The organism is Oryzomicrobium sp., from assembly GCF_021287045.1.
Lineage (GTDB): Bacteria > Pseudomonadota > Gammaproteobacteria > Burkholderiales > Rhodocyclaceae > Oryzomicrobium.
On the sequence record NZ_JAJTBG010000017.1, the window covers coordinates 54,923 to 74,978 of the forward strand.

Consider the following 20,056-nt stretch of genomic DNA (forward strand, 5'->3'; position numbering starts at 1 on the left):
CGCGCCTTGCCTCGGCGCCGCCGCATCAGGAATGCGTGGCGCGGCCCTGGGCGGTCGAGGATGAACCTCTCAGAGGGTTTCGGGTTTGGGGTCCCGGGCCAGCAGAGTCTCGGCGGCGGCAGCCGGCGAGAGTTCGCCGCGCAACACCGCGTCCACGGCGAAGGTGATCGGCATGTCCACGCCCAGGCGGCGGGCGGTGCGCGCCACCTCGGCGGCGGTGAGCACCCCTTCTGCCACGTGGCCCAGTTCGGCCAGGATCGCCTCCAGGGACTTGCCCGCCCCCAGGGCCAGGCCGACCCGGCGGTTGCGCGACAGGTCGCCGGTGCAGGTGAGCAGCACGTCGCCCATGCCGGCCAGGCCCATGAAAGTGTCGCGCTGGGCGCCCAGGGCCTGCCCCAGGCGGGTGATCTCGGCCAGCCCGCGGGTGACCAGGGCAGCCCGGGCGTTGTGCCCGAGGCGCAGACCGTCGCTGATGCCGGTGGCGATGGCCAGCACGTTCTTCACCGCGCCCCCCACTTCCACCCCCACCATGTCGCCGTTGGCGTAGATGCGGAAGCGGGAACCGTGCAGTTCCCGGGCCAGCCGCGCCGACAGGGCGTCGTCGGCGCTGGCCAGGGCCACCGCCGTGGGCAGGCCACGGCCCACCTCGTCGGCGAAGGAGGGGCCGGAGAGCACGGCACAGGGGGCGTTCGCCCCCAGGGTTTCGCCCACCACCTGGTGGGGTAGCAGGCCGGTGCCGGCCTCGAAGCCCTTGCACACCCAGACCACCGGGCGGGCCCCATGGGCGGCGAAATATTCGCCGAGCCGGGCGGTGGTGGGGCGCAGCCCGGCCACCGGGGTGGCCACCACCACGATGTCGGCGCCGGCCAGGGCGGCCTCCAGCGCGACATGGGGGGTGACGCCCGCGGGCAGGGTCACCCCGGGCAGGAAGCGGGCGTTCTCGCGGGACTGGGCCATTTCGCCCAGCAGGTCGGTTTCCCGGCCCCACAGGGCGACCGGGTGGCGCTCGGCGAAGGAGACGGCCAGGGCGGTGCCCCAGGCGCCGGCGCCGAGCACGGCAATCTTGGTCGGTTCGGTCATTTCTGTCGTGTAGGCGGCGGGGCGGGCCAGGCAGTGCAATCCTGGCCCGGCAGCACGGCGGCCGTTACAGGCCCCACACCTGGTTGGCGCGGATGAAGCCTTCCTGCCCGTCTCGGTGGCGCACCTTGGCCCAGCCGGCGGGGCCGACCGAAATCAGCTCCAGGGCCACCTTCTTTTCGGCGGTGAACACCACGCTGGCGGAGGCATCGGCCTCGGCGCGCACCTCGGCGCGGTCGGCGGTGACCTGCACGGTGCGGGTGTCGCTCAGGACACGGCGCTCGATCCAGGCCAGACCACCGTCGGCGTCCCGTACCTTGGACCAGCCTTCGAGGTTGACCACGGGTTCCACCGGGGTATAGCGGCGGATGACGAACAGGCGCTTGCCCTTGGTGGACGGGGCGTCGTAGAGGACCGCAGCTTCGTTCACCGAGCGGAATTCGGCGGCGGAGGCCGCCGGCACGACCGGGACCCCGAACCCGAGTTCGGCGACCAGCGCCAGCCCGAGGGCGGCACCGGTCACGAGCAGGCGCCGCCCTCGGGCGGACGCCGGGAAGCGGAAGGAGGTCGGTACGGTCATGGGGCGGACTCCGCGGCGGGGGTTATTGCAGGGAACCTTCGGCCTGCTCGGCCTGTTCCTGGAGGCGGGACATGTAGAGGGCCTCGAAGTTGACCGGGGCCAGGATCACCGGGGCGAAGCCGGCGCGGGTGGTGGCGTCGGACATCACTTCCCGGGCGTAGGGGAAGAGGATGTTCGGGCAGGCCACGGCCAGGAGGGGCTCGACCTGCTCTTCGGGCACGCCTTCGATGCGGAAGATACCGGCCTGGGCCACTTCGACCAGGAAGGCACCCTTGTCGCCGCGCTTGGCGGTGACGGTGACGGTGAGGGTCACGTCGTAGAAGCTGTTACCCAGGCCCCGGCCTTCGGACTGGAGCTGGATCTCGACCTGGGGGGCCTCTTCTTCGAGGAACACTTCGGGGGCGCCCGGGACTTCGACGGAGAGGTCCTTGACGTAAATCTTTTCGATGGTGAAAGCCGCTTGCGCTTGTTCGGACATGATTTTTCCTGAAACGGGAAGAATGAGGGATGAGGGGATGCGGACGTCAGTTCCCGGCCAGCAGCGGGTCCAGGCGGCCTTCCCGGTCGAGGGCGTAGAGGTCGTCGCAGCCGCCCACGTGGTAGTCGCCGATGTAAATCTGGGGCACGGTGCGACGGCCGGTGCGCTGCATCATTTCCTCGCGGCGCGCCGGGTCCAGGTCGACCCGCACCTTATCGATCTCGGTCACGCCCTTGTGGGCGAGCAATTGCTCGGCGCGCACGCAGTAGGGGCAGACGGCGGTGGAATACATCAGCACGCGGGGTTGAGCCATGACGGCAAATCCTTTCTCGGTCGGGGATGCCGCCGCGGTGCAGGTGCCCGCGGCGGTCGGTCGTTATTTCTTGCGGGCTACCGGCAGGCCAGCCTGGGTCCAGGCGCCGATACCGCCGGCCAGGTTCACCACCTTGGCGAAGCCGGCCTTCTTCAGCTCGCCACAGGCCTTGGCGGAACGCACGCCGGAGGCGCACACCGCCACCACGGTACGGTCCTTGAACTTGTCCAGCTCGGCCAGGCGCTCGCCCAGCTTGGCCACCGGGATGTTGCGGGCGTTGGGGATGTGCCCCTGGGCGAATTCGGCCGGATCGCGCACGTCGAGCACGATGGCGTCTTCCCGGTTGATCAGCAGGGTGGCGTCGGTGGCCGACACCTCGGCACCGCCCTTGCGCACGAAGCTCGCCAGCAGCATGCCGCCGGCCACCGCCGAGGTGGCCATCAGGGCCAGATTGAAGGGGTCTTTGAAGAACGGATCCACGAATGCTCCCGAAAAATCAGGGGGATGGGGAAAGAAAACAGGGGGGGGCAAAACCGGGCGAACCGGCCCGGTCACGCGGCGCGGCCGCGGCCCTTGGCCGGCGGCTCGCCGCAGAACACCTCGCGCATCATATCGATGAGTTGCAGGGTGCGGGCGTCGCCGATGCGGTAATACACCCGATTGGCGTCCTTGCGGGTCAGCAGCACCGCCTTCTCGCGCAGGATCGCCAGGTGCTGTGAGATGTTGCTCTGGGAGGTGCCCACCGCCTCGACGATATCCTGGACGCACACCTCGCCGTCGCCGACCACGCACAGAATCTTCAGGCGCAGCGGGTGGGACATGGCCTTCAGGGCGCGGGCGGCCTGCTGGATATGCTCTTCCTTGTCGATCACGCTCAACACGGGGGCCACTCGCGACACTCTCCGGAAAGTTGCCAGATCGCCGCGGGATGCGGCGGACTAGGGTTGCATTATAAAATAACCGTTTTCGCGGCGTTCCGTATTTGGTGACCCCCATTTGCGCCCCCGGTCTTTTGCTGCAAAACCGCTGGACCGCCGGTTCCCCACGCCGTTTTCCGAACCACCCTTAGGACTTCCATGAAGAAAATCGTGCTGCTGCGCCACGGCGAATCCGCCTGGAACAAGGAAAACCGCTTCACCGGCTGGACCGACGTGGACCTCACCGAAAAGGGCGTCGAGGAAGCCAAGAACGCCGGCCGCCTGATGAAGGACGCCGGCTTCGCCTTCGACATCGCCTTCTCCTCCGTGCTCAAGCGCGCCATGCGCACCCTGTGGCTGTCCCTGGAAGAGATGGACCGGCTGTGGATTCCGGTACAGCGCTCCTGGCGCCTCAACGAGCGCCACTATGGCGCCCTGCAGGGCCTCAACAAGGCCGAAACCGCCGCCAAGTACGGCGACGACCAGGTGCTGGTGTGGCGCCGCAGCTACGATACCCCGCCCCCGGCGCTGGAATTCGACGACCCCCGCCACCCCCGCTTCGACGCCCGCTACGCGCCCCAGTACTCGGGCATGTCGCCGGAGCACCTGCCCATGACCGAGTGCCTCAAGGACACCGTGGCCCGCTTCGTACCCTACTGGGAAGACACCATCGCCCCGGTGGTCAAGAGCGGCAAGAGCGTCATCGTCGCCGCCCACGGCAACAGCATCCGCGCCCTGGTGAAGTACCTGGACAACATCTCCGACGCCGACATCGTCGAGCTGAACATCCCCACCGGCATCCCCCTGGTCTATGAGCTGGACGACGAGACCCTGAAGCCGATCCGCTCCTACTACCTGGGCGACGCCGAAGCCGCCGCCGCGGCGGCGGCCGCCGTGGCCAACCAGGCCAAGGCCAAGTAAGCCCCCCGTGAGCCCCACCGCCCACCGCCCGCGCCCGCGGGCGGCCGCTTTTCTGCCCCCCCTGGCCGCCGCCCTGCTGGCAGCCGGGCTGGGGCTCGCCCCGGGCGCTGGGGCCGCGCCCGCCGCCCCAGCCGCCAAGGCCAAGGCGGCGGCGCCACAAAAGGAACTCGAAGCCAAGCAGGCCGACCTTTCCGACCTGCGCGGCAAGATCGACGGCCTGAAGAAGGACCTGGCCAGAACCGAGGAATCCCGAGCCGACGTGGCCGACCAGCTGAAGGCCTCGGAGCAGGAAATCTCCAAGCTCTCGGCCCGGCTGCGCGACCTCGCCAGCCAGCGCAGCCGGGTCGAAGCCGATCTGACCGCCCTGTCCCGGGAATCCAAGGACCTGGAAGGGCTGCTCGCCCGCCAGCAGGCGGCCCTGGCCGCCCTGTTGCAGCGTGAATACCAGGCCGGCCGGCTCCAGGCCGACGACGACGCCCTGCGCCTGCTGCTGCGCGGCGAAGACCCCAACCAGCTGTCCCGGGATTTCTACTACCTGGGCGCCCTGGCTCAGGCCCGGCGCGACTGGCTGGCCCAGATGGAAGGCACTCTCAGGCGCAAGCAGTCCCTGGCCGACGAAACCCGGGACCGGGCCGCGGAACTTGCCCGGGTCGAGGACAGCCAAAGGGAAGAGCAAGCCAAGCTGGCCAAGGAACGCCAGGCCCGCCAGAGCAAACTCGACGCCCTAGCGCAAAAGGTCACGGCCCGGCGCAAGGAGTTGGGCAGCCTGACCCGGGACGAGCAGCAGTTGTCGCGCCTCGTGACCGGCCTGAACCGGGTGATCGCCCAGCAGGCCGCCCAGGAAGCGGCACGGCGCAAGGCCGAGGAAGAAGCGCGCAAACGCGAGCAGGCCAAGGCAGCGGCAGCCGCCCGAGCCAACGCCGGCAAGGGCAAGACGGCCCGCCCGGCGGAGGAAAAGCCCGCCGCCAAGCCCAGCGAACTCGCCAATGCCCGGGAACCGGAAGCGGTCGGCGGCGGCGGCAGTTTCGCCAGCCAGCGCGGCAGCCTGCGCCTGCCGGTGAAGGGCAGCGTGCTGAACCGTTTCGGCGCCAGCCGCGGCGAGGGCGGCACCTGGAAGGGCCTGTTCATCCGGGCCGGCGGCGGCAGCGAGGTAAAGGCCGTGGCCCAGGGCCGGGTGGTGTTCGCCGACTGGATGCGCGGTTTCGGCAACCTGCTGATCGTGGATCACGGCGGCACTTACCTGACCATTTATGGCAACAACGAAGCCCTCCTGAAAAAGGTGGGCGACGCCGTGAAGAGCGGCGACCCGATCGCCACCGTGGGCAACAGCGGGGGCAATCCGGAAACCGGTTTATACTTTGAGCTCCGTTATCAGGGGCAACCCCAGGACCCGCTGCGCTGGGTCAATCTTCGTTAGGAGAAGCAGGTGAACGGCATCCCCCAGGCAAACGACAACCGTCACGTCGGCGGCAAACGCTGGAAAACGGCGGGACTGGTGGCGGGCGGGTTTCTCGCCGGCGCCCTGCTGAGCCTCAACCTGTCCGCCCTGGCCGAAAAAGGCGCCAAGGAAGGCCTGCCGGTTGAGGAGCTGCGCACCTTCGCCGAGGTGTACTCGGCCATCAAGCAGGGCTACGTGGAGCCGGTGGAGGACAAGAAGCTCATCACCAACGCCATCTCCGGCATGCTCTCCAACCTGGACCCCCACTCCACCTACCTGGACCCCGAAGCCTTCAAGGAATTGCAGGTGGGCACCCAGGGCGAATTCGGCGGCCTGGGCATCGAGGTCGGCATGGAGGACGGCTTCGTCAAGGTCGTCTCGCCGATCGAGGACACCCCCGCTGCCCGCGCCGGACTCAAGGCCGGCGACCTGATCGTCAAGCTCGACGACACCCCGGTGAAGGGCCTGACCCTCAACGAGGCGGTCAAGCGCATGCGCGGCAAGCCCAAGACCAACATCACCCTGACCGTGGTGCGCAAGGGCGAGCAGAAGCCTATCGTCGTCACCCTGACCCGGGAAGTGATCAAGGTGCAGAGCGTCAAGGCCAAAGCCCTGGAAAACGGCTACGGCTACATCCGCGTCACCCAGTTCCAGGAAAACACCACCCAGTCGGTGGCCAGGCAGCTGGCCGAACTGAGCAAGTCCGGCGACCTGAAGGGCCTGGTGCTCGACCTGCGCAACGACCCGGGCGGCCTGCTCAACAGCGCCGTGGGCGTTTCCGCCGCCTTCCTGCCGCCCAAGGCCCTGGTGGTGTCCACCGACGGCCGGGTCGAGGACGCCAAGCACAAGTACTTCGCCTCCCCCGAGGACTACAACCGGGGCACCAAGGACGACGCCCTGAAAGGCCTGCCCGCCAGCGCCAAGACCGTGCCCATGGTGGTGCTGGTCAACGGCGGCTCGGCCTCGGCCTCGGAAATCGTCGCCGGCGCCCTGCAAGACCACAAGCGGGCGGTGGTGATGGGCACCCAGTCCTTCGGTAAAGGCTCGGTGCAGACCGTGCTGCCTCTGCCCCAGGGCGCCGCCATCAAGCTCACCACGGCGCGCTACTACACCCCGTCGGGCCGCTCGATCCAGGCCAAGGGCATCGTGCCGGACATCGTCGTCGAGGAAACCCCCAACGGCGAAGCCCACGACCGTATCCGCGAGGCCGACCTGGAACGCCACCTGACCAACGACAAGGACAAGGAAGCGGCCAAGGACGCTGCCAAGGCCAAGGACGGCAAGGATGCCGCCAAGGACAATGGCAACAACGGCAAGGAAGCGCCGAGCCTGGCGCCTTCCGAATTCGGCGGCAAGAACGACTGGCAGCTCAACCAGGCGGTCAACCTGCTGAAGGGCCTGGCGATCATGCAGCCCAAGGCGGTGAGCAGCAGCCAGTAAGCAACAGCAACGGGCGGCGCCCCGGAAGCCCGGCCACACCGGCCGGGCCGGGAACGACGGCGAGGAGGGAACGATGGTCAGCGAACATGCACATCCGGATCTCACCAAGAAACGGGAAATCCTTTTCGCCAAGTTCCCACCGGGCCAGGTACCCGAGGCAGCGGACCACCTGGCCCGCCAGCCCAACCTGAGCGCCACCCCGCTGCTGCCGCAGCGCAGCGTGGCGGTGCGCTACCAGCTCACCGACCACACCCTGAAGGGCCTCGAAGCGGATCTGACCGACCGGGGCTTCCATCTCGACAACACCCTCTACAGCAAGCTGGTGCGCGCCCTCGTCTATTACGTCGAGGACACCCAACTGCACAACCTGGGGGTGCCGGAAAAGCGCCTCAAGCGCGCCCACGAAGCCTACGTGCACGCCTGGGAGCAGCACCCCCACGGCGACCACGACGACACCCCGCCGGAGTGGCGGGAATACAAATAACCCCGCAATGACCGACGCCGAACTCGTCCGCTACAGCCGCCACATCCTTCTCAACGAAATCGGGGTCGAAGGCCAGGAACGCATCCGCCAGGGGCGGGTGCTGATCATCGGTGCCGGCGGCCTGGGCAGTCCAGCCGCCCTCTACCTGGCCGCCGCCGGGGTGGGCACCCTGACCCTGGCCGACGGCGACACGGTGGACCTGACCAACCTGCAACGCCAGATCCTGCACCGGGAGGACCGGGTCGGCCAGGCCAAGGCCGAATCCGGCCGTCAGACCCTGGCCGCCCTCAACCCGGACGTGCGGTTGCGCCCCATCGTCCAGCGCTTGCAAGGAGACGCCCTGGACGCGGAAGTGGCCCAGGCCGACGTGGTGCTCGACTGCTGCGACAACTTCGCCACCCGCCACGACGTGAACCGGGCCTGTGTCGCCGCCGGCGTGCCCCTGGTATCCGGCGCGGCGGTGCGCTTCGACGGCCAGTTGAGCGTGTTCGACCCGCGCCAGGAGGCGAGCCCCTGCTACCACTGCCTGTTCCCCGAAGGCGAGGATGTGGAGGAAGTGCGTTGCGCGGTGATGGGGGTGTTCGCCCCCCTGACCGGCATCATCGGCACCCTGCAAGCCGCCGAAGCCTTGAAGCTGCTGGCCGGCTGCGGCGAGCCCCTGGTGGGCAAACTGCAACTGTTCGACGGCCTGACCAGCCAATGGCGCACGGTGCGGGTGCCCCGGGATCCGGATTGCCCCGTATGCGGGCAGCGGGACCGCTGACAACGGTGGTGCCCGTGGCCTACTTAGGCCGACGGATAGCACGGTAGATTTTCGGCTCGTTGCCCGCAAAGGCACGCCAGTAGCCGATCTTCAGAATGACTGCCTGAGATAGGGCGTCAATGCTCGATCTCCGGACCACATACCCGGAGATTGGCTCTGGGCGCGGCGTTCGGGGCAACATCATTTTGCCCATTCCCCTTAGGCAATGCCCGAGCGATGCATCGCACCGACGGGGCTGCCAAACCAAGCCCCGGGAACCTCGCCCCTCAGGCGAAGCGGGCGACGATACGGGTATCGCCCCCCAGCTGGCGTCGGTCCACCACCGCCAGGCGGCGCTGCTCGGTCAGGTCGGCGAGTTCGGGCAAGGTCAGCAGGCCGTTGGCGGTGTCCCCCAGCAGGGTCGGGGCCTGGTAGAGCAGCAGCTCGTCGGCCAACCCCTCGCGCACGAAGGAGCCAGCCAGCTTGAAGCCGGACTCCACGTGCAATTCATTGACGCCGCGCCGCCCCAGTTCGTCCATCAGGGCCGCCAGATCCACTTTGCCGCTGGCGTTGGGCAGGCTGACCACCTCGCCGCCCACCGCCCGCAACGCGGCCACGGCCTCGGCATGGGCCGCTAGGTCCACGGCGCAGGCCACCAGCACCGTAGCGCCATCGAACAGGGCCGCCGCGGGCGATAGCTCCAGACGGCTGTCCACCACCACCTTCCAGGGCTGGCGGGAGGTATCCACGTCCCGCACCGACAGGCGCGGGTCGTCGTCCTTGACCGTGCCGATGCCGGTCAGCACCGCGCAGGCCCGGGCGCGCCAGCGGTGGCCGTCGCGCCGGGCGTCGGGGCCGGTGATCCACTGGCTGACGCCGTTGGCCAGGGCAGTACGCCCGTCCAGGCTGGAGGCCAGCTTGACCCGCACCCAGGGCCGGCCACGTTCCATGCGGGCGACGAAGCCGATGTTGAGTTCCCGGGCTGCGCTTTCGAGCAGCCCGCAGGCGGTGGCGATGCCGGCGGCTTCCAGCCGCGCCAGGCCGCGCCCGGCCACCAGGGGATTGGGATCGGCCATGGCCGCCACCACCCGGGCCACGCCAGCCGCCACCAGGGCGTCGGCACAGGGCGGGGTGCGACCGTGATGGGAGCAGGGTTCCAGGGTCACGTAGGCGGTGGCGCCCCGGGCGGCCGCACCGGCGGCGCGCAGGGCGTGGACCTCGGCATGGGGCTCGCCGGCCCGCTCGTGCCAGCCTTCGCCGACGATGGCGCCGTCGCGCACCAGCACGCAACCGACCCGGGGATTGGGCGCGGTGGTCCACAGCCCCCGTTCGGCCAGGCGCAGGGCCCGGGCCATGTAGTCGTGGTCGGCGGCGGAAAAGACGGAGGCGGGGGGCGGCATCGTCATGGGTGGTGCGGATGCGGAAAAAAGAGAGGGGAACGGCGGGGCGGACGGCGTTGGACCTTGCGGCTAACCCATATCACGGGGCACGCCAAACGCTCGCCCCCTGGCGGCGGCACAGAAGCCGCCGCAATGCTCAGCCTTGCTCGCGCGTACGCTTGCCGGCGCCTTCCTTGGCGCCGGTCTGGCCGTTGTTGGGATCGGCCTTGGAGACTTCGCGGATGACCCGGGAGAACTCGCCCACGTCCTCGAAGTTGCGGTACACCGAGGCGAAGCGGATGTAGGCCACCTTGTCGAGCTTCTTCAGCTCGTGCATGACCATCTCGCCCAGTTGCTCGGCGGTCACCTCCCGGTCGCCGAAGGCGAGCAGGCGGGTTTCGATGCGGGCGATGGCCTCGTCCACCGACTGGGCCGTCACCGGCCGCTTGCGCAGGGCCAGGGCCATGCTCGCCACCAGCTTGTCCCGGTCGTAGTCGACCCGGGTGCCGTTGCGCTTGACCACCTGGGGCATGCGGATGTCGGCCCGCTCGAAGGTGGTGAAACGCTTGTCGCAGGTCAGGCAGCGGCGGCGGCGGCGCACCTGATCCCCGTCCTCGTTGAGACGGGTATCGACCACCGCCGTTTCCGGCGCTCCGCAGAAGGGACACTTCATCGGGATTCAGCCGGGCGGGAAGCACCGCTCCCCGCCCAGGGCCGTGTTAGGCACCGTAGACCGGGAACTTGGCGCAGAGCTTGGCCACGTCGCCGCGCACCCGCTCCAGCACCGCCTCGTCGTTCGGCGCGTCGAGCACGTCGGCCACCAGGTGGGCGATCTGCTCGGCCTCGATCTCGGTGAAGCCGCGAGTGGTCATGGCCGGGGAACCGATGCGGATGCCGGAGGTGACGAAGGGCTTCTCGGGGTCGTTGGGGATGCCGTTCTTGTTGACCGTGATGTGGGCGCGGCCCAAAGCGGCTTCGGCTTCCTTACCAGTGATCTTCTTGGCGCGCAGGTCGATCAGGAAGACGTGGGACTCGGTACGGCCGGAGACGATGCGCAGGCCACGCTCTTCGCCCAGCACCTTGGCCATGACGCGGGCGTTGTTGATCACCTGCTCCTGGTACTTCTTGAACTCGGGCGAGGCCGCTTCCTTGAAGGCCACGGCCTTGGCGGCGATGACGTGCATCAGCGGGCCGCCTTGCAGGCCGGGGAAGATGGCGGAGTTGAGGGCCTTTTCGTGCTCGGCCTTCATCAGGATCACACCACCGCGGGGGCCGCGCAGGGTCTTGTGGGTGGTGGAAGTCACCACGTCGGCGTGGGGCACCGGGTTCGGGTAGTAGCCAGCGGCGATCAGGCCGGCGTAGTGGGCCATGTCCACCCAGAAGATGGCGCCGACTTCCTTGGCGATCTTGGCGAAGCGCTCGAAGTCGATGCGCAGGGCGTAGGCGGAGGCGCCGGCGACGATGATCTTGGGCTTGTGCTCGCGGGCCAGGGCTTCCATCTTGTCGTAGTCGATCTCTTCCTTCTCGTTGAGACCGTAGGAGACGACATTGAACCACTTGCCGGACATGTTGAGGGCCATGCCGTGGGTGAGGTGGCCGCCTTCGGCCAGGCTCATGCCCATGATGGTATCGCCGGGCTTGGCGAAGGCCATCAGCACGGCCTGGTTGGCCTGGGAACCGGAATTGGGCTGGACGTTGGCGGCTTCGGCGCCGAACAGCTTCTTCAGGCGGTCGATGGCGAGCTGCTCGGCCACATCCACGTACTCACAGCCGCCGTAGTAGCGCTTGCCCGGATAGCCTTCGGCGTACTTGTTGGTGAGCTGGGAGCCCTGGGCTTCCATGACCGCGTGGGACACGTAGTTTTCAGAAGCGATCAGCTCGATGTGGTCCTGCTGGCGGCGATTTTCAGCTTCGATCGCTTGCCAGAGTTCGGGATCCACTTTCGCCAGGGTGTCGTGCGAGGAGAACATCGAATAGCCCTCAAACCATTGAAAAAGGGGCGAATTGTACCATGCCGGCCCGCCCCGCAAGGCCCGTCAGCCCGGCAACTCGTCCAGGCTGACCTCGGCCAGGTGGGCGGTCTGGGCCCAGGGGCCGATGGCCCATTGCCCATCGCGCCGGACCAGCCAGTTAATGCCGGCGTTGGGAATGAGGAAGTCCCGGGGGGCGGACAGGGCCAGCCCCCGGGCGAAGCGGTTGAGGATGTCGAGGACACCGCCGTGGCTGACCAGGATCAGCCGTTCGCCGGGGTGGGCCGCCGCCAGCGTCTCCAGGCAGGCCACCACCCGGGCGTGGAAGGCGTTGAGGCTCTCGCCCCCGGCGGGCATCGGCACCGCCGGGATGCGCCGGGCGAACGCCTCGTAGGCCTCCGGGTAGGCCGCCTGGGCTTCTTCGTAGGTCAGTCCCTCGAAGCCGCCGTAGCAGCGTTCGCGCAGGGCAGTCTGCCGCGTGGGCGCCAGCCCGGGCAAGGCAGCGGCGATCAGGTCGGCGGTGCGGGCGGCCCGTTCCAGGTCGCTCGACACCAGGCGGGTGAAGGGGCACTCCGCGTGCTGGCCGGCCAGATAGCGCCCCGCCGCCACGGCCTGGCGTTCGCCCAGGTCGTTCAAGGGGATGTTCCGGTGCCCCTGGAGGCGTCGTTCGGCGTTCCAGGTGGTTTCGCCGTGGCGAACGATGCAGAACTCCGTCGAAAGCGGGGTGGTCATGGTGAGATTCCAGAAAACGGAGGGGCGTCGCCAAACATGGACAAGTCGATTTTTCGAGACGCCATATAAAGACTCGCTAACTTACCACAAGGCATGGCGGAACAAGGAGTTACGCATAATGAACGGCGATTATGACCTGGGGAATTTATGCAATAATTGCCCGGCTTTTTCGAGAGCACGCACTGGCCGCCGTTTCGGCATGCCATGTGTATTGAATCCGGCCACAAGCCGGGCTTTTCCACCGGGCCCAAGATGCCCGGATAACTAAAATCTACACACCATCCAGGAGGAGTCTGTGAACTTACTGCTCAAGTTGTCGCGTCTGATCGACGCGCTCAACGAGCGTGTCGGCCGGAGCATGATCTGGCTGATTCTGCTCTCGGTCATCATCAGTGCCGGCAACGCCGTCGTGCGCAAGGCCTTCAACTACAGCTCGAACTGGCTGTTGGAAGTCCAGTGGTACATGTTCGCCGCCGTTTTCCTGCTCTGCGCCGGCTACGCGCTCAAGCACAACGCCCACGTGCGCATCGACGTGGTCGCCGGCCGCTTTTCCCATCGCGCCCAGGCGTGGATCGACATTCTCGGCACCCTCGTATTTCTCATGCCCATGGCGGTCATGACCCTGTGGCTGTCCTGGCCGTTCTTCACTCTCGCCTTCACCACCGGCGAAATGTCGTCCAACCCCGGCGGCCTGATCCGCTGGCCGGTGAAACTGTTCGTTCCCCTGGGCTTCGCCCTGCTGATCCTGCAAGGGGTATCGGAGCTGATCAAGCGTATCGCCTTCCTCCAGGGCAAGGCCGACGATCCCTACGCCAAGGATGAAGGCCCCAGCGCCGAGGAGCAGTTGGCCGCCCACATCAAAGCCACGCAAGGGGGGGACGCCTGATGGACTTCATCGCTCAAAACATGGCGCCGATCATGTTCGGCTGCCTAGTGCTGTTCATGCTGTTCGGCTACCCGGTGGCCTTCGCCCTGGCCGCCAACGGCATCATCTTCGGCTGGATCGGCATCGAGCTTGGCCTGCTTCACCCGGCCCTGTTCCAGGCCATGCCGGAGCGCATCTTCGGCATCATGAACAACGACACGTTGCTCGCCATCCCGTTCTTCACCTTCATGGGCCTCATCCTGGAGCGCTCGGGGATGGCAGAGGATCTGCTCGACACCATCGGCCAGCTGTTCGGCCCGATCCGCGGCGGCCTGGCCTATGCGGTGATCTTCGTCGGCGCCCTGCTGGCGGCCACCACCGGCGTGGTGGCGGCGTCGGTGATCTCCATGGGCCTGATCTCGCTGCCGATCATGATGCGCTACGGCTACGACACGCGCCTGGCCTCCGGCGTGATCGCCGCCTCGGGCACCCTGGCCCAGATCATTCCGCCGTCCCTGGTGCTGATCGTAATGGCCGACGCCCTCGGCCGCTCGGTGGGCGACATGTACGAGGCCGCCCTGCTGCCGGGCCTGGTACTCACCGGCCTTTACGTCGGCTATGTGCTGATCGTGACCCTGGTCAAACCGGGCGCGGCCCCCGCCCTGCCGGCGGAAGCCCGCACCAAGCGGGGCATGACCTTGTTCGTGCACGCCATGCTGGTGATGGTGCCGCCCCTGCTGCTGATCTTCCTGGTCCTGGGCACCATCTTCCTCGGTATCGCCACCCCCACCGAAGGTGGCGCCATGGGCGCGGCCGGCGCGCTGATCATGGCCCTGCTGCGCAAGCGTCTGTCCTTGGGGCTGCTCAAGCAGGCCATGGAAGCCACGGCCCGCCTGACCACCTTCGTGGTGTTCATCCTGGTCGGTGCCCGGGTGTTCTCCCTGACCTTCTACGGGGTGGACGGCCACGTCTGGGTCGAGCACCTGCTCACCGACCTGCCGGGCGGCCAGATCGGCTTCCTGATCGTGGTGAATGTGCTGGTCTTCCTGCTGGCCTTCTTCCTCGACTTCTTCGAACTGGCCTTCATCGTCGTCCCGCTGCTCGGCCCGGTGGCCGAAAAGCTGGGCATCGACCTGATTTGGTTCGGCGTGCTGCTCGGGGTGAACATGCAGACTTCGTTCATGCACCCGCCCTTCGGCTTCGCCCTGTTCTACCTGCGTTCGGTGGCGCCGAAGTCGGTGAAGACTTCCGACATCTACTGGGGAGCCGTACCGTTCGTGCTGATCCAGGTGATCATGGTCGGCCTGATCATCACCTTCCCCAACATCGCCAGCTACGGCGAGGGTCATGACGTCTACCACAGCAACCAGAGCCAGGAAGCTCCGACCGAGCTTCAGTTGAACCTGGACGACGTGGAGCACAACGAGCAATCGACCCAGCAGGACGACAACGCCCTGCTCAAACAACTGCAGGGCGGCGAAAGCAAGTAACCACGCCAACAACCTGCCTGGGGCCCGCGCACTGCGCGGGCTTTTTCTTGGGCGTTGGCCCGGCACCCCAAGGCGCCGGGCCAACGTCATGCGGGGCGTTCCAACGCTCAGACGAACATCGTGGCGAGCACCATGTCGATCAGCTTGATCCCGATGAATGGCGCGATCACGCCGCCGAGGCCGTAGATCAGCAGGTTGCGCGACAGCAAAGTCTGGGCCCGCTCGGCCCGGTACTTCACCCCCTTCAAGGCCAAGGGAATGAGGAACACGATGATCAGGGCATTGAAGATCACCGCCGACAGGATCGCCGTGGTCGGGCTGTAGAGCCCCATCACGTTGAGCGCCCCCAGGGCGGGATAGGTGGCCACGAAGGCGGCGGGGATGATGGCGAAGTACTTGGCCAGATCGTTGGCCACGCTGAAGGTGGTCAACGCGCCGCGGGTCATGATCATCTGCTTGCCGACCTCCACCACCTGCATCAGCTTGGTCGGGTTGCTGTCCAGATCCACCATGTTGGCCGCTTCCTTGGCCGCCTGGGTGCCGCTGTTCATGGCCACCGCCACGTCCGCCTGGGCCAGGGCCGGGGCGTCGTTGGTGCCGTCGCCGGTCATGGCCACCAAGTGGCCGCTGGCCTGGTAGTCGCGGATCAGGCGCAGCTTGTCCTCGGGCGTCGCTTCGGCGAGGAAATCATCCACCCCGGCCTCGGCAGCGATCGCTGCGGCGGTCAGGTGGTTGTCGCCAGTGATCATGACGGTCTTGACCCCCATCTTGCGCAGTTCGGCAAAGCGCTCCTTGATGCCGCCCTTGACGATGTCCTTGAGCTCGACGACGCCGAGCACCCGGTCGTTGTCGCAGACCACCAGGGGGGTCGCCCCGCGGCGCGACACGTCGTTGACGCGGGTTTCCACCTCCGGCGGAAAGACACCGCCCAGGCCCTCGACATGGGCGCGGATCGCCGAGGCGGCGCCCTTGCGGATCACCTGCCCGGCGATGTCCAGACCGCTCATCCGGGTGCGGGCGCTGAAAGGAACCGCCACGGCTCCCGCCAGGGGAAGGGCGCGGATGCCGAACATGTTCTTGGCCAGCACCACGATGGAACGGCCTTCCGGGGTTTCGTCCGCCAGCGAGGCCAACTGCGCCGCCTGGGCCAGGTCGTGGGCGCCGACGCCGGGGGCGGGGATGAATGCGGTGGCCTCCCGGTTGCCCAGGGTGATGGTGCCGGTCTTGTCCAGCAGCAGCACGTCCACGTCGCCAGCCGCCTCGATGGCCCGGCCCGACGTCGCCAGGACGTTGGCGCGGATCATGCGGCTCATGCCGGCAATGCCGATGGCCGACAGCAAGGCGCCGATGGTGGTGGGAATCAGGCAGACCAGCAGGGCGATCAGCACCGTGATGCTGACCATCGACCCCGCCCCACCGTTGAGCAGGACGCTCATGTAAGAGAAGGGCATCAGGGTGACGCAGACCAGCAGGAAGACGATGGTCAGCGCGATCAGCAGGATCGACAGGGCCACCTCGTTGGGGGTCTTGCCGCGCTTGGCGCCTTCCACCATGGCGATCATGCGGTCCAGGAAGGCCTCACCCGGATTGGCGCTCACCCGGACGATGATCCAGTCGGACAGTACCCGGGTGCCCCCCGTCACCGACGAGAAATCGCCCCCCGATTCGCGGATCACCGGGGCGGATTCGCCGGTGATGGCGGATTCGTCCACCGAGGCTACGCCGTCGAGGACCTCGCCATCGGCCGGAATGACCTCGCCGGCCTTGACGAGGACGATGTCCCCGATGCGCAGCTTATCGCTGCCCACCGACCAGGACTGGCTGGAGAAGCTGGGCTCCTTAAGCATCCGCGCCACCACTTGCTGGCGGGCGGCCCGCAGGGCGTCGGCCTGGGCCTTGCCCCGCCCTTCGGCCATGGCCTCGGCCGCGTTGGCGAACAGCACGGTGAACCACAGCCAGCAGGCGACGGCGCAGATGAAGCCCGCCGGCGCATCCCCCGCGCCGCCCAGGGCTTGGAACCAGAGGATGGTCGTGACGATGCTGCCCAGGTAGACCACGAACATCACCGGGTTCTTCCACTGGATGCGCGGACTGAGTTTCTTGAACGACTCGGCCAGAATGGCGCGCCACTGCATCGGCTTGGCCGTGGCGGCGGGCAGCCGGCCGGAATGGGTAAGGGTTTGAGTGTTCGACATGAATAGACTCCGATTACCGCGCTGCGCCAGTTGTCCCGGCGGCGGCCTGGGCGGCATCCAGGGCAAGGTTCAGGTTCAGGACGTTGACGCGCGGTTCGCCAAAGAGGCCGAGTTGGCGGGGCGTGGCCAGCCGGTCGACCAGGTCCAGCACATCCTTCCTGGCGATACCCCGGGCCTGGGCCACGCGCCCGGCCTGGAGGCGGGCGTTGGCGAGCGAGATGTCCGGATCGAGGCCGGACGCGGAGGCCGTGACCGCATCGACCGGCACCGGATCGGCCGCGGAGAGGAGGTTTTCCTTCCGGTAGGCGGCAACCCGTTCATTGACCTGATCCAGCAGCTTTTTGCTGGTTACGCCCTGGTTGCTGGCACCACTGTTCGCGGCGTTATACGGCTGATCGACCGTCTTGCTCGGGTCTTCGGGATCGGCGCCGGTGGTGGCGCTCGGTCGCGGGTGGAAGTACTCGGGCCGTTCGAAGTGCTGCCCGATCAGCGCCGAACCGACGGCGATGCCGTCCCGTTCGATCAGGCTGCCGTTGGCCTGGGCCGGAAACAGGACGCCCGCCACGCCGGTGGTGACCAGCGGATAGCCAAGGCCGGTGACGGCCATGAAGAGGATGGCCGACACGATGGCAGGGCGGAGGAGCCCCTTGCCATGGGCCAGAGAGGGTGTGGAGTGAGAAATATCGTTCATGAAACCAGCTCCTAGAACAGAGTGCCGCCGAGCATGTGCAGGTGCTCGACAATGGGGCCGAGCGCCAGCGCCGGGAGGAAGGTCAGGCCGCCAACCACCAGGTTCACAAAAACCAGCAGGCAAACGAAGGTGAGGTTGGAGGTCGACAGCGTCGCCGCGCTTTCCGGCACGCTCTTCTTGGCCGCCAGGCATCCGGCAACCGCCAGCATGGGCAGCAGTGTCAGGAAACGGCCGATCAGCATGGCAAAGCCGATGGTCGTGTTGAGGAACGGGGTGTTGGCGTTGAAACCGGCAAAGGCCGAACCGTTGTTGGCGGTGCCGGAGGTGTAGGCGTACAGCACTTCGCTAAAGCCGTGTGGTCCCATGTTGGCCAGGCTTTCCATCGTGGCCGGGACGACCGCGGCCAGGGCGGTGAACCCCAGGATGCTGAACGGATGGGCCAGCACGGCGAGCATGACGTACTTCATTTCCCGGGCTTCGATCTTCTTGCCGAGAAATTCGGGGGTGCGCCCGATCATCATGCCCACCAGAAAGACCGTGAGGATGGCGTAGGTGATCAGGTTGATCAGGCCGACCCCTTCGCCGCCGAAGACGTTGTTGAGCATCATCTGGGCGATCGGCACCAGGCCGCCAAGGGGCGTGAACGAATCGTGCATCGAATCCACCGAGCCCGTGGTCGCCGCCGTGGTCACCGTTGCGAACATGCTGGTCTGGGCGATGCCGAAGCGCATCTCCTTGCCCTCCATGTTGCCGCCGGGATGATCCGCCGAGACGCGTTGATCCACGCCGGCCTGGGCAAAGAACGGGTTGCCGCTCTGCTCGGCGTTGTAGACCAGCGCCAGGAAGCCGACGAACATCACCAGGAAGGCCGCGAAGAAGGCCCAGCCTTGCCGCCGTCGGGCGATCATCAGCCCGAAGGTGTACGTCAGCGCCGAGGGGATCAGCAGCATGCTCAGCATGTGCAGTGTGTTGGTCAGCGGGGTCGGGTTCTCGAACGGGTGGGCCGCATTCATGCCGAAGAAGCCGCCGCCATTGGTGCCGATGTGCTTGATGGTCTCGAAGCTTGCGACCGGCCCGAGGATCAATTGCTGGTGGGCGCCTTCAAGCGTGGTGACCCAGGCGTCGGCCCCGAGCGTCTGAGGCATGCCCTGCCAGACATAGACGAGCGCCATGAAAAAGCACAGGGGCAGCAGGACACGGTAGATGACCCGGGTGATGTCCACCCAGAAATTGCCGATGTCGCCGCCACTCTTGCGGCCCAGGCCGCGCATGAATGCACCGGCCGCCACCAGTCCAGTCGCCGCGCCGACGGTCATCAGGAAAGTGATCGCCGCCATCTGGGAGAAGTTGGACAAGCTGCTTTCGCCGGAATAGGCCTGCCAGTTGGTGTTGGTGATGAAGGATGCGGCCGTGTTGAAGGCTAGGTCCGGGGTCTGGGAATCACGCCCCAAGGCATCGAACGGCAAAAAGCCCTGGACGCGCAGGATCAGGTAGCCAAGCAGCATCATTGCCGCATTGCTCAACAGCAGTGCCAGCCCATAGCGCGACCAGGACATGGCCTCGTCCGGGCTGATCCCCAGCAGGCGGTACGTCCAACGCTCCGGCAGTGCATGGCGCGGCGACGTGAACACGTGGGCCAGCCATTTCCCCACGACCGCGACCAAAGCCGTCATGACGGCCAGGATTACGATGAATTGAATCAGGTTGCTGAACATAGGAAGGCGCTCTCAAATCTTGGTCAGACCGACAACGAATCCCGCGGTCGACATGAAGAAGGCAAGTGTGAGCAAAACGAAAACCAGGTCGCTCATGGTGGTCACCGGATATTCTTTGTGGGACGAAGATCAAAACCGCTCGGGCTTGATCAGGGCATAGAAGAGATAAGCAAACAACGCTGCAGACGCGATTCCCGACAGCCAGAACATAGCTGTTTCCATTCTTTTTCCTTTAGACGAACTGGGCACAATCGCCGGCCCCGGCATCTCATCCGCCAAGGTGGCAATCTCGCATTTGGCAAGGCTCAAGCAGCCCACAAACCCATGTTTATGCGAGGCTGTCATCGTATGGAGAAGGGAATCAAATCAGCATCAAATTGCAGCGGAGCGGTGTATAGGCGATATAAAACCTATTCAAACCTCAAAAGCATTACCTCTGCTCAGGCCCCCGCTATTGCCGCTATCGAGTGTCTGCATGGCGCATGCGGACGCGTTCTGGTCGGAACATGGGCTGCAGCCGGTTTCGCTGACACCTTGTTAAGGTGGCGACGTCCCCCCGGAATTGAGTAGCACATGACGTTAGAGTCCAATCCCACACGACAAGGAGATTGGATATGAAGAAGCGATTC

The 20,056-nt window shown here is 66.7% G+C and carries 21 protein-coding genes; 7 read left to right on the top strand and 14 right to left on the bottom strand.

Features of this window, described 5'->3' with window-relative positions:
* Positions 1-69 precede the first annotated feature (69 nt).
* From LWW89_RS15930 to LWW89_RS15955, 6 genes are all read right to left on the bottom strand, one after another.
* Positions 70-1,080 carry an NAD(P)H-dependent glycerol-3-phosphate dehydrogenase gene (locus LWW89_RS15930; protein WP_293265929.1) on the bottom strand — a complete coding sequence of 337 codons (1,011 nt, stop codon included), beginning with the start codon at positions 1,078-1,080 and terminating at the stop codon, positions 70-72.
* Between the two features lie 64 nt (positions 1,081-1,144).
* Entirely contained in the window at positions 1,145-1,657 is a 513-nt protein-coding gene (locus tag LWW89_RS15935) for an SH3 domain-containing protein (protein WP_293265931.1), read from the bottom strand.
* 22 nt (positions 1,658-1,679) lie between these two features.
* Positions 1,680-2,135 carry a protein-export chaperone SecB gene (gene secB / locus LWW89_RS15940; protein ID WP_293265933.1) on the bottom strand — a complete coding sequence of 152 codons (456 nt, stop codon included), beginning with the start codon at positions 2,133-2,135 and terminating at the stop codon, positions 1,680-1,682.
* 46 nt (positions 2,136-2,181) lie between these two features.
* Complete coding sequence (gene grxC / locus LWW89_RS15945) at positions 2,182-2,427, bottom strand: glutaredoxin 3 (protein ID WP_293265967.1); 246 nt, start codon at positions 2,425-2,427, stop codon at positions 2,182-2,184.
* 84 nt (positions 2,428-2,511) lie between these two features.
* Positions 2,512-2,928 carry a rhodanese-like domain-containing protein gene (locus LWW89_RS15950; protein ID WP_293265935.1) on the bottom strand — a complete coding sequence of 139 codons (417 nt, stop codon included), beginning with the start codon at positions 2,926-2,928 and terminating at the stop codon, positions 2,512-2,514.
* 71 nt (positions 2,929-2,999) lie between these two features.
* Positions 3,000-3,347: a metalloregulator ArsR/SmtB family transcription factor gene (locus LWW89_RS15955; protein WP_293265937.1), complete on the bottom strand. Its 348-nt coding sequence runs from the start codon at positions 3,345-3,347 to the stop codon at positions 3,000-3,002.
* Between the two features lie 177 nt (positions 3,348-3,524).
* Here LWW89_RS15955 and gpmA point away from each other — a divergent pair, with 177 nt between their 5' ends.
* From gpmA to LWW89_RS15980, 5 genes are all read left to right on the top strand, one after another.
* On the top strand, positions 3,525-4,286 hold the full coding sequence (gpmA, locus tag LWW89_RS15960; RefSeq protein ID WP_293265939.1) for a 2,3-diphosphoglycerate-dependent phosphoglycerate mutase: 762 nt from the start codon (positions 3,525-3,527) through the stop codon (positions 4,284-4,286).
* A 7-nt stretch (positions 4,287-4,293) separates the two neighbouring features.
* Positions 4,294-5,703, top strand: coding sequence for a peptidoglycan DD-metalloendopeptidase family protein (locus tag LWW89_RS15965; RefSeq protein ID WP_293265941.1), 1,410 nt, complete (start codon positions 4,294-4,296; stop codon positions 5,701-5,703).
* Between the two features lie 75 nt (positions 5,704-5,778).
* Positions 5,779-7,164: a S41 family peptidase gene (locus LWW89_RS15970; protein ID WP_293265968.1), complete on the top strand. Its 1,386-nt coding sequence runs from the start codon at positions 5,779-5,781 to the stop codon at positions 7,162-7,164.
* A gap of 73 nt (positions 7,165-7,237) precedes the next feature.
* Positions 7,238-7,648: a hypothetical protein gene (locus LWW89_RS15975; RefSeq protein WP_293265943.1), complete on the top strand. Its 411-nt coding sequence runs from the start codon at positions 7,238-7,240 to the stop codon at positions 7,646-7,648.
* Positions 7,649-7,655: 7 nt separating this feature from the next.
* Positions 7,656-8,411, top strand: a complete 756-nt coding sequence (locus LWW89_RS15980) for a molybdopterin-synthase adenylyltransferase MoeB (protein ID WP_293265945.1) — start codon at positions 7,656-7,658, stop codon at positions 8,409-8,411.
* A gap of 266 nt (positions 8,412-8,677) precedes the next feature.
* Here the strand turns inward: LWW89_RS15980 and ribD are convergent, their stop codons facing one another.
* The 4 genes from ribD to LWW89_RS16000 all read right to left on the bottom strand — a co-directional run bounded on the left by ribD (position 8,678) and on the right by LWW89_RS16000 (position 12,471).
* The gene (gene ribD, locus LWW89_RS15985; protein ID WP_293265947.1) at positions 8,678-9,796 is read right to left on the bottom strand and encodes a bifunctional diaminohydroxyphosphoribosylaminopyrimidine deaminase/5-amino-6-(5-phosphoribosylamino)uracil reductase RibD; all 1,119 of its coding nucleotides are present in this window, start codon (positions 9,794-9,796) and stop codon (positions 8,678-8,680) included.
* A gap of 130 nt (positions 9,797-9,926) precedes the next feature.
* On the bottom strand, positions 9,927-10,442 hold the full coding sequence (gene nrdR / locus LWW89_RS15990) for a transcriptional regulator NrdR (protein WP_293265950.1): 516 nt from the start codon (positions 10,440-10,442) through the stop codon (positions 9,927-9,929).
* A gap of 46 nt (positions 10,443-10,488) precedes the next feature.
* Positions 10,489-11,739, bottom strand: a complete 1,251-nt coding sequence (gene glyA / locus LWW89_RS15995) for a serine hydroxymethyltransferase (RefSeq protein ID WP_293265952.1) — start codon at positions 11,737-11,739, stop codon at positions 10,489-10,491.
* Positions 11,740-11,805: 66 nt separating this feature from the next.
* A complete protein-coding gene (locus LWW89_RS16000; protein WP_293265954.1) occupies positions 11,806-12,471 on the bottom strand; it encodes a histidine phosphatase family protein in 666 nt (221 codons plus the stop codon).
* 295 nt (positions 12,472-12,766) lie between these two features.
* Between LWW89_RS16000 and LWW89_RS16005 the strand changes: the two genes are divergently transcribed.
* Positions 12,767-13,357, top strand: a complete 591-nt coding sequence (locus tag LWW89_RS16005) for a TRAP transporter small permease subunit (RefSeq protein ID WP_293265956.1) — start codon at positions 12,767-12,769, stop codon at positions 13,355-13,357.
* Positions 13,354-14,826: a TRAP transporter large permease subunit gene (locus LWW89_RS16010; RefSeq protein WP_293265970.1), complete on the top strand. Its 1,473-nt coding sequence runs from the start codon at positions 13,354-13,356 to the stop codon at positions 14,824-14,826. Before LWW89_RS16005 ends, LWW89_RS16010 begins: the two co-directional genes overlap by 4 nt.
* A 107-nt stretch (positions 14,827-14,933) precedes the next feature.
* On the opposite strand, the gene kdpB is transcribed toward LWW89_RS16010, so the two are convergent.
* The 4 genes from kdpB to kdpF all read right to left on the bottom strand — a co-directional run bounded on the left by kdpB (position 14,934) and on the right by kdpF (position 19,736).
* Positions 14,934-16,961: a potassium-transporting ATPase subunit KdpB gene (gene kdpB, locus LWW89_RS16015; RefSeq protein WP_365782092.1), complete on the bottom strand. Its 2,028-nt coding sequence runs from the start codon at positions 16,959-16,961 to the stop codon at positions 14,934-14,936.
* Positions 16,962-17,034: 73 nt separating this feature from the next.
* Positions 17,035-17,712 carry a potassium-transporting ATPase subunit KdpC gene (gene kdpC, locus LWW89_RS16020; protein WP_293265960.1) on the bottom strand — a complete coding sequence of 226 codons (678 nt, stop codon included), beginning with the start codon at positions 17,710-17,712 and terminating at the stop codon, positions 17,035-17,037.
* A gap of 11 nt (positions 17,713-17,723) precedes the next feature.
* The gene (gene kdpA / locus LWW89_RS16025) at positions 17,724-19,427 is read right to left on the bottom strand and encodes a potassium-transporting ATPase subunit KdpA (protein WP_293265962.1); all 1,704 of its coding nucleotides are present in this window, start codon (positions 19,425-19,427) and stop codon (positions 17,724-17,726) included.
* 129 nt (positions 19,428-19,556) lie between these two features.
* Positions 19,557-19,736, bottom strand: coding sequence for a K(+)-transporting ATPase subunit F (kdpF, locus tag LWW89_RS16030; protein ID WP_293265964.1), 180 nt, complete (start codon positions 19,734-19,736; stop codon positions 19,557-19,559).
* Between the last annotated feature and the right edge of the window lie 320 nt (positions 19,737-20,056).

Coding starts and splice junctions, on each gene's coding strand:
- LWW89_RS15930 (WP_293265929.1), bottom strand. CDS start 1,080: ATGACCGAACCGACCAAGATTGCCGTGCTCGGCGCCGGCGCCTGGGGC.
- LWW89_RS15935 (WP_293265931.1), bottom strand. CDS start 1,657: ATGACCGTACCGACCTCCTTCCGCTTCCCGGCGTCCGCCCGAGGGCGG.
- secB (WP_293265933.1), bottom strand. CDS start 2,135: ATGTCCGAACAAGCGCAAGCGGCTTTCACCATCGAAAAGATTTACGTC.
- grxC (WP_293265967.1), bottom strand. CDS start 2,427: ATGTATTCCACCGCCGTCTGCCCCTACTGCGTGCGCGCCGAGCAATTG.
- gpmA (WP_293265939.1), top strand. CDS start 3,525: ATGAAGAAAATCGTGCTGCTGCGCCACGGCGAATCCGCCTGGAACAAG.
- LWW89_RS15975 (WP_293265943.1), top strand. CDS start 7,238: ATGGTCAGCGAACATGCACATCCGGATCTCACCAAGAAACGGGAAATC.
- LWW89_RS15980 (WP_293265945.1), top strand. CDS start 7,656: ATGACCGACGCCGAACTCGTCCGCTACAGCCGCCACATCCTTCTCAAC.
- ribD (WP_293265947.1), bottom strand. CDS start 9,796: ATGACGATGCCGCCCCCCGCCTCCGTCTTTTCCGCCGCCGACCACGAC.
- nrdR (WP_293265950.1), bottom strand. CDS start 10,442: ATGAAGTGTCCCTTCTGCGGAGCGCCGGAAACGGCGGTGGTCGATACC.
- glyA (WP_293265952.1), bottom strand. CDS start 11,739: ATGTTCTCCTCGCACGACACCCTGGCGAAAGTGGATCCCGAACTCTGG.
- LWW89_RS16000 (WP_293265954.1), bottom strand. CDS start 12,471: ATGACCACCCCGCTTTCGACGGAGTTCTGCATCGTTCGCCACGGCGAA.
- kdpB (WP_365782092.1), bottom strand. CDS start 16,961: ATGCAGTGGCGCGCCATTCTGGCCGAGTCGTTCAAGAAACTCAGTCCG.
- kdpC (WP_293265960.1), bottom strand. CDS start 17,712: ATGAACGATATTTCTCACTCCACACCCTCTCTGGCCCATGGCAAGGGG.
- kdpA (WP_293265962.1), bottom strand. CDS start 19,427: ATGTTCAGCAACCTGATTCAATTCATCGTAATCCTGGCCGTCATGACG.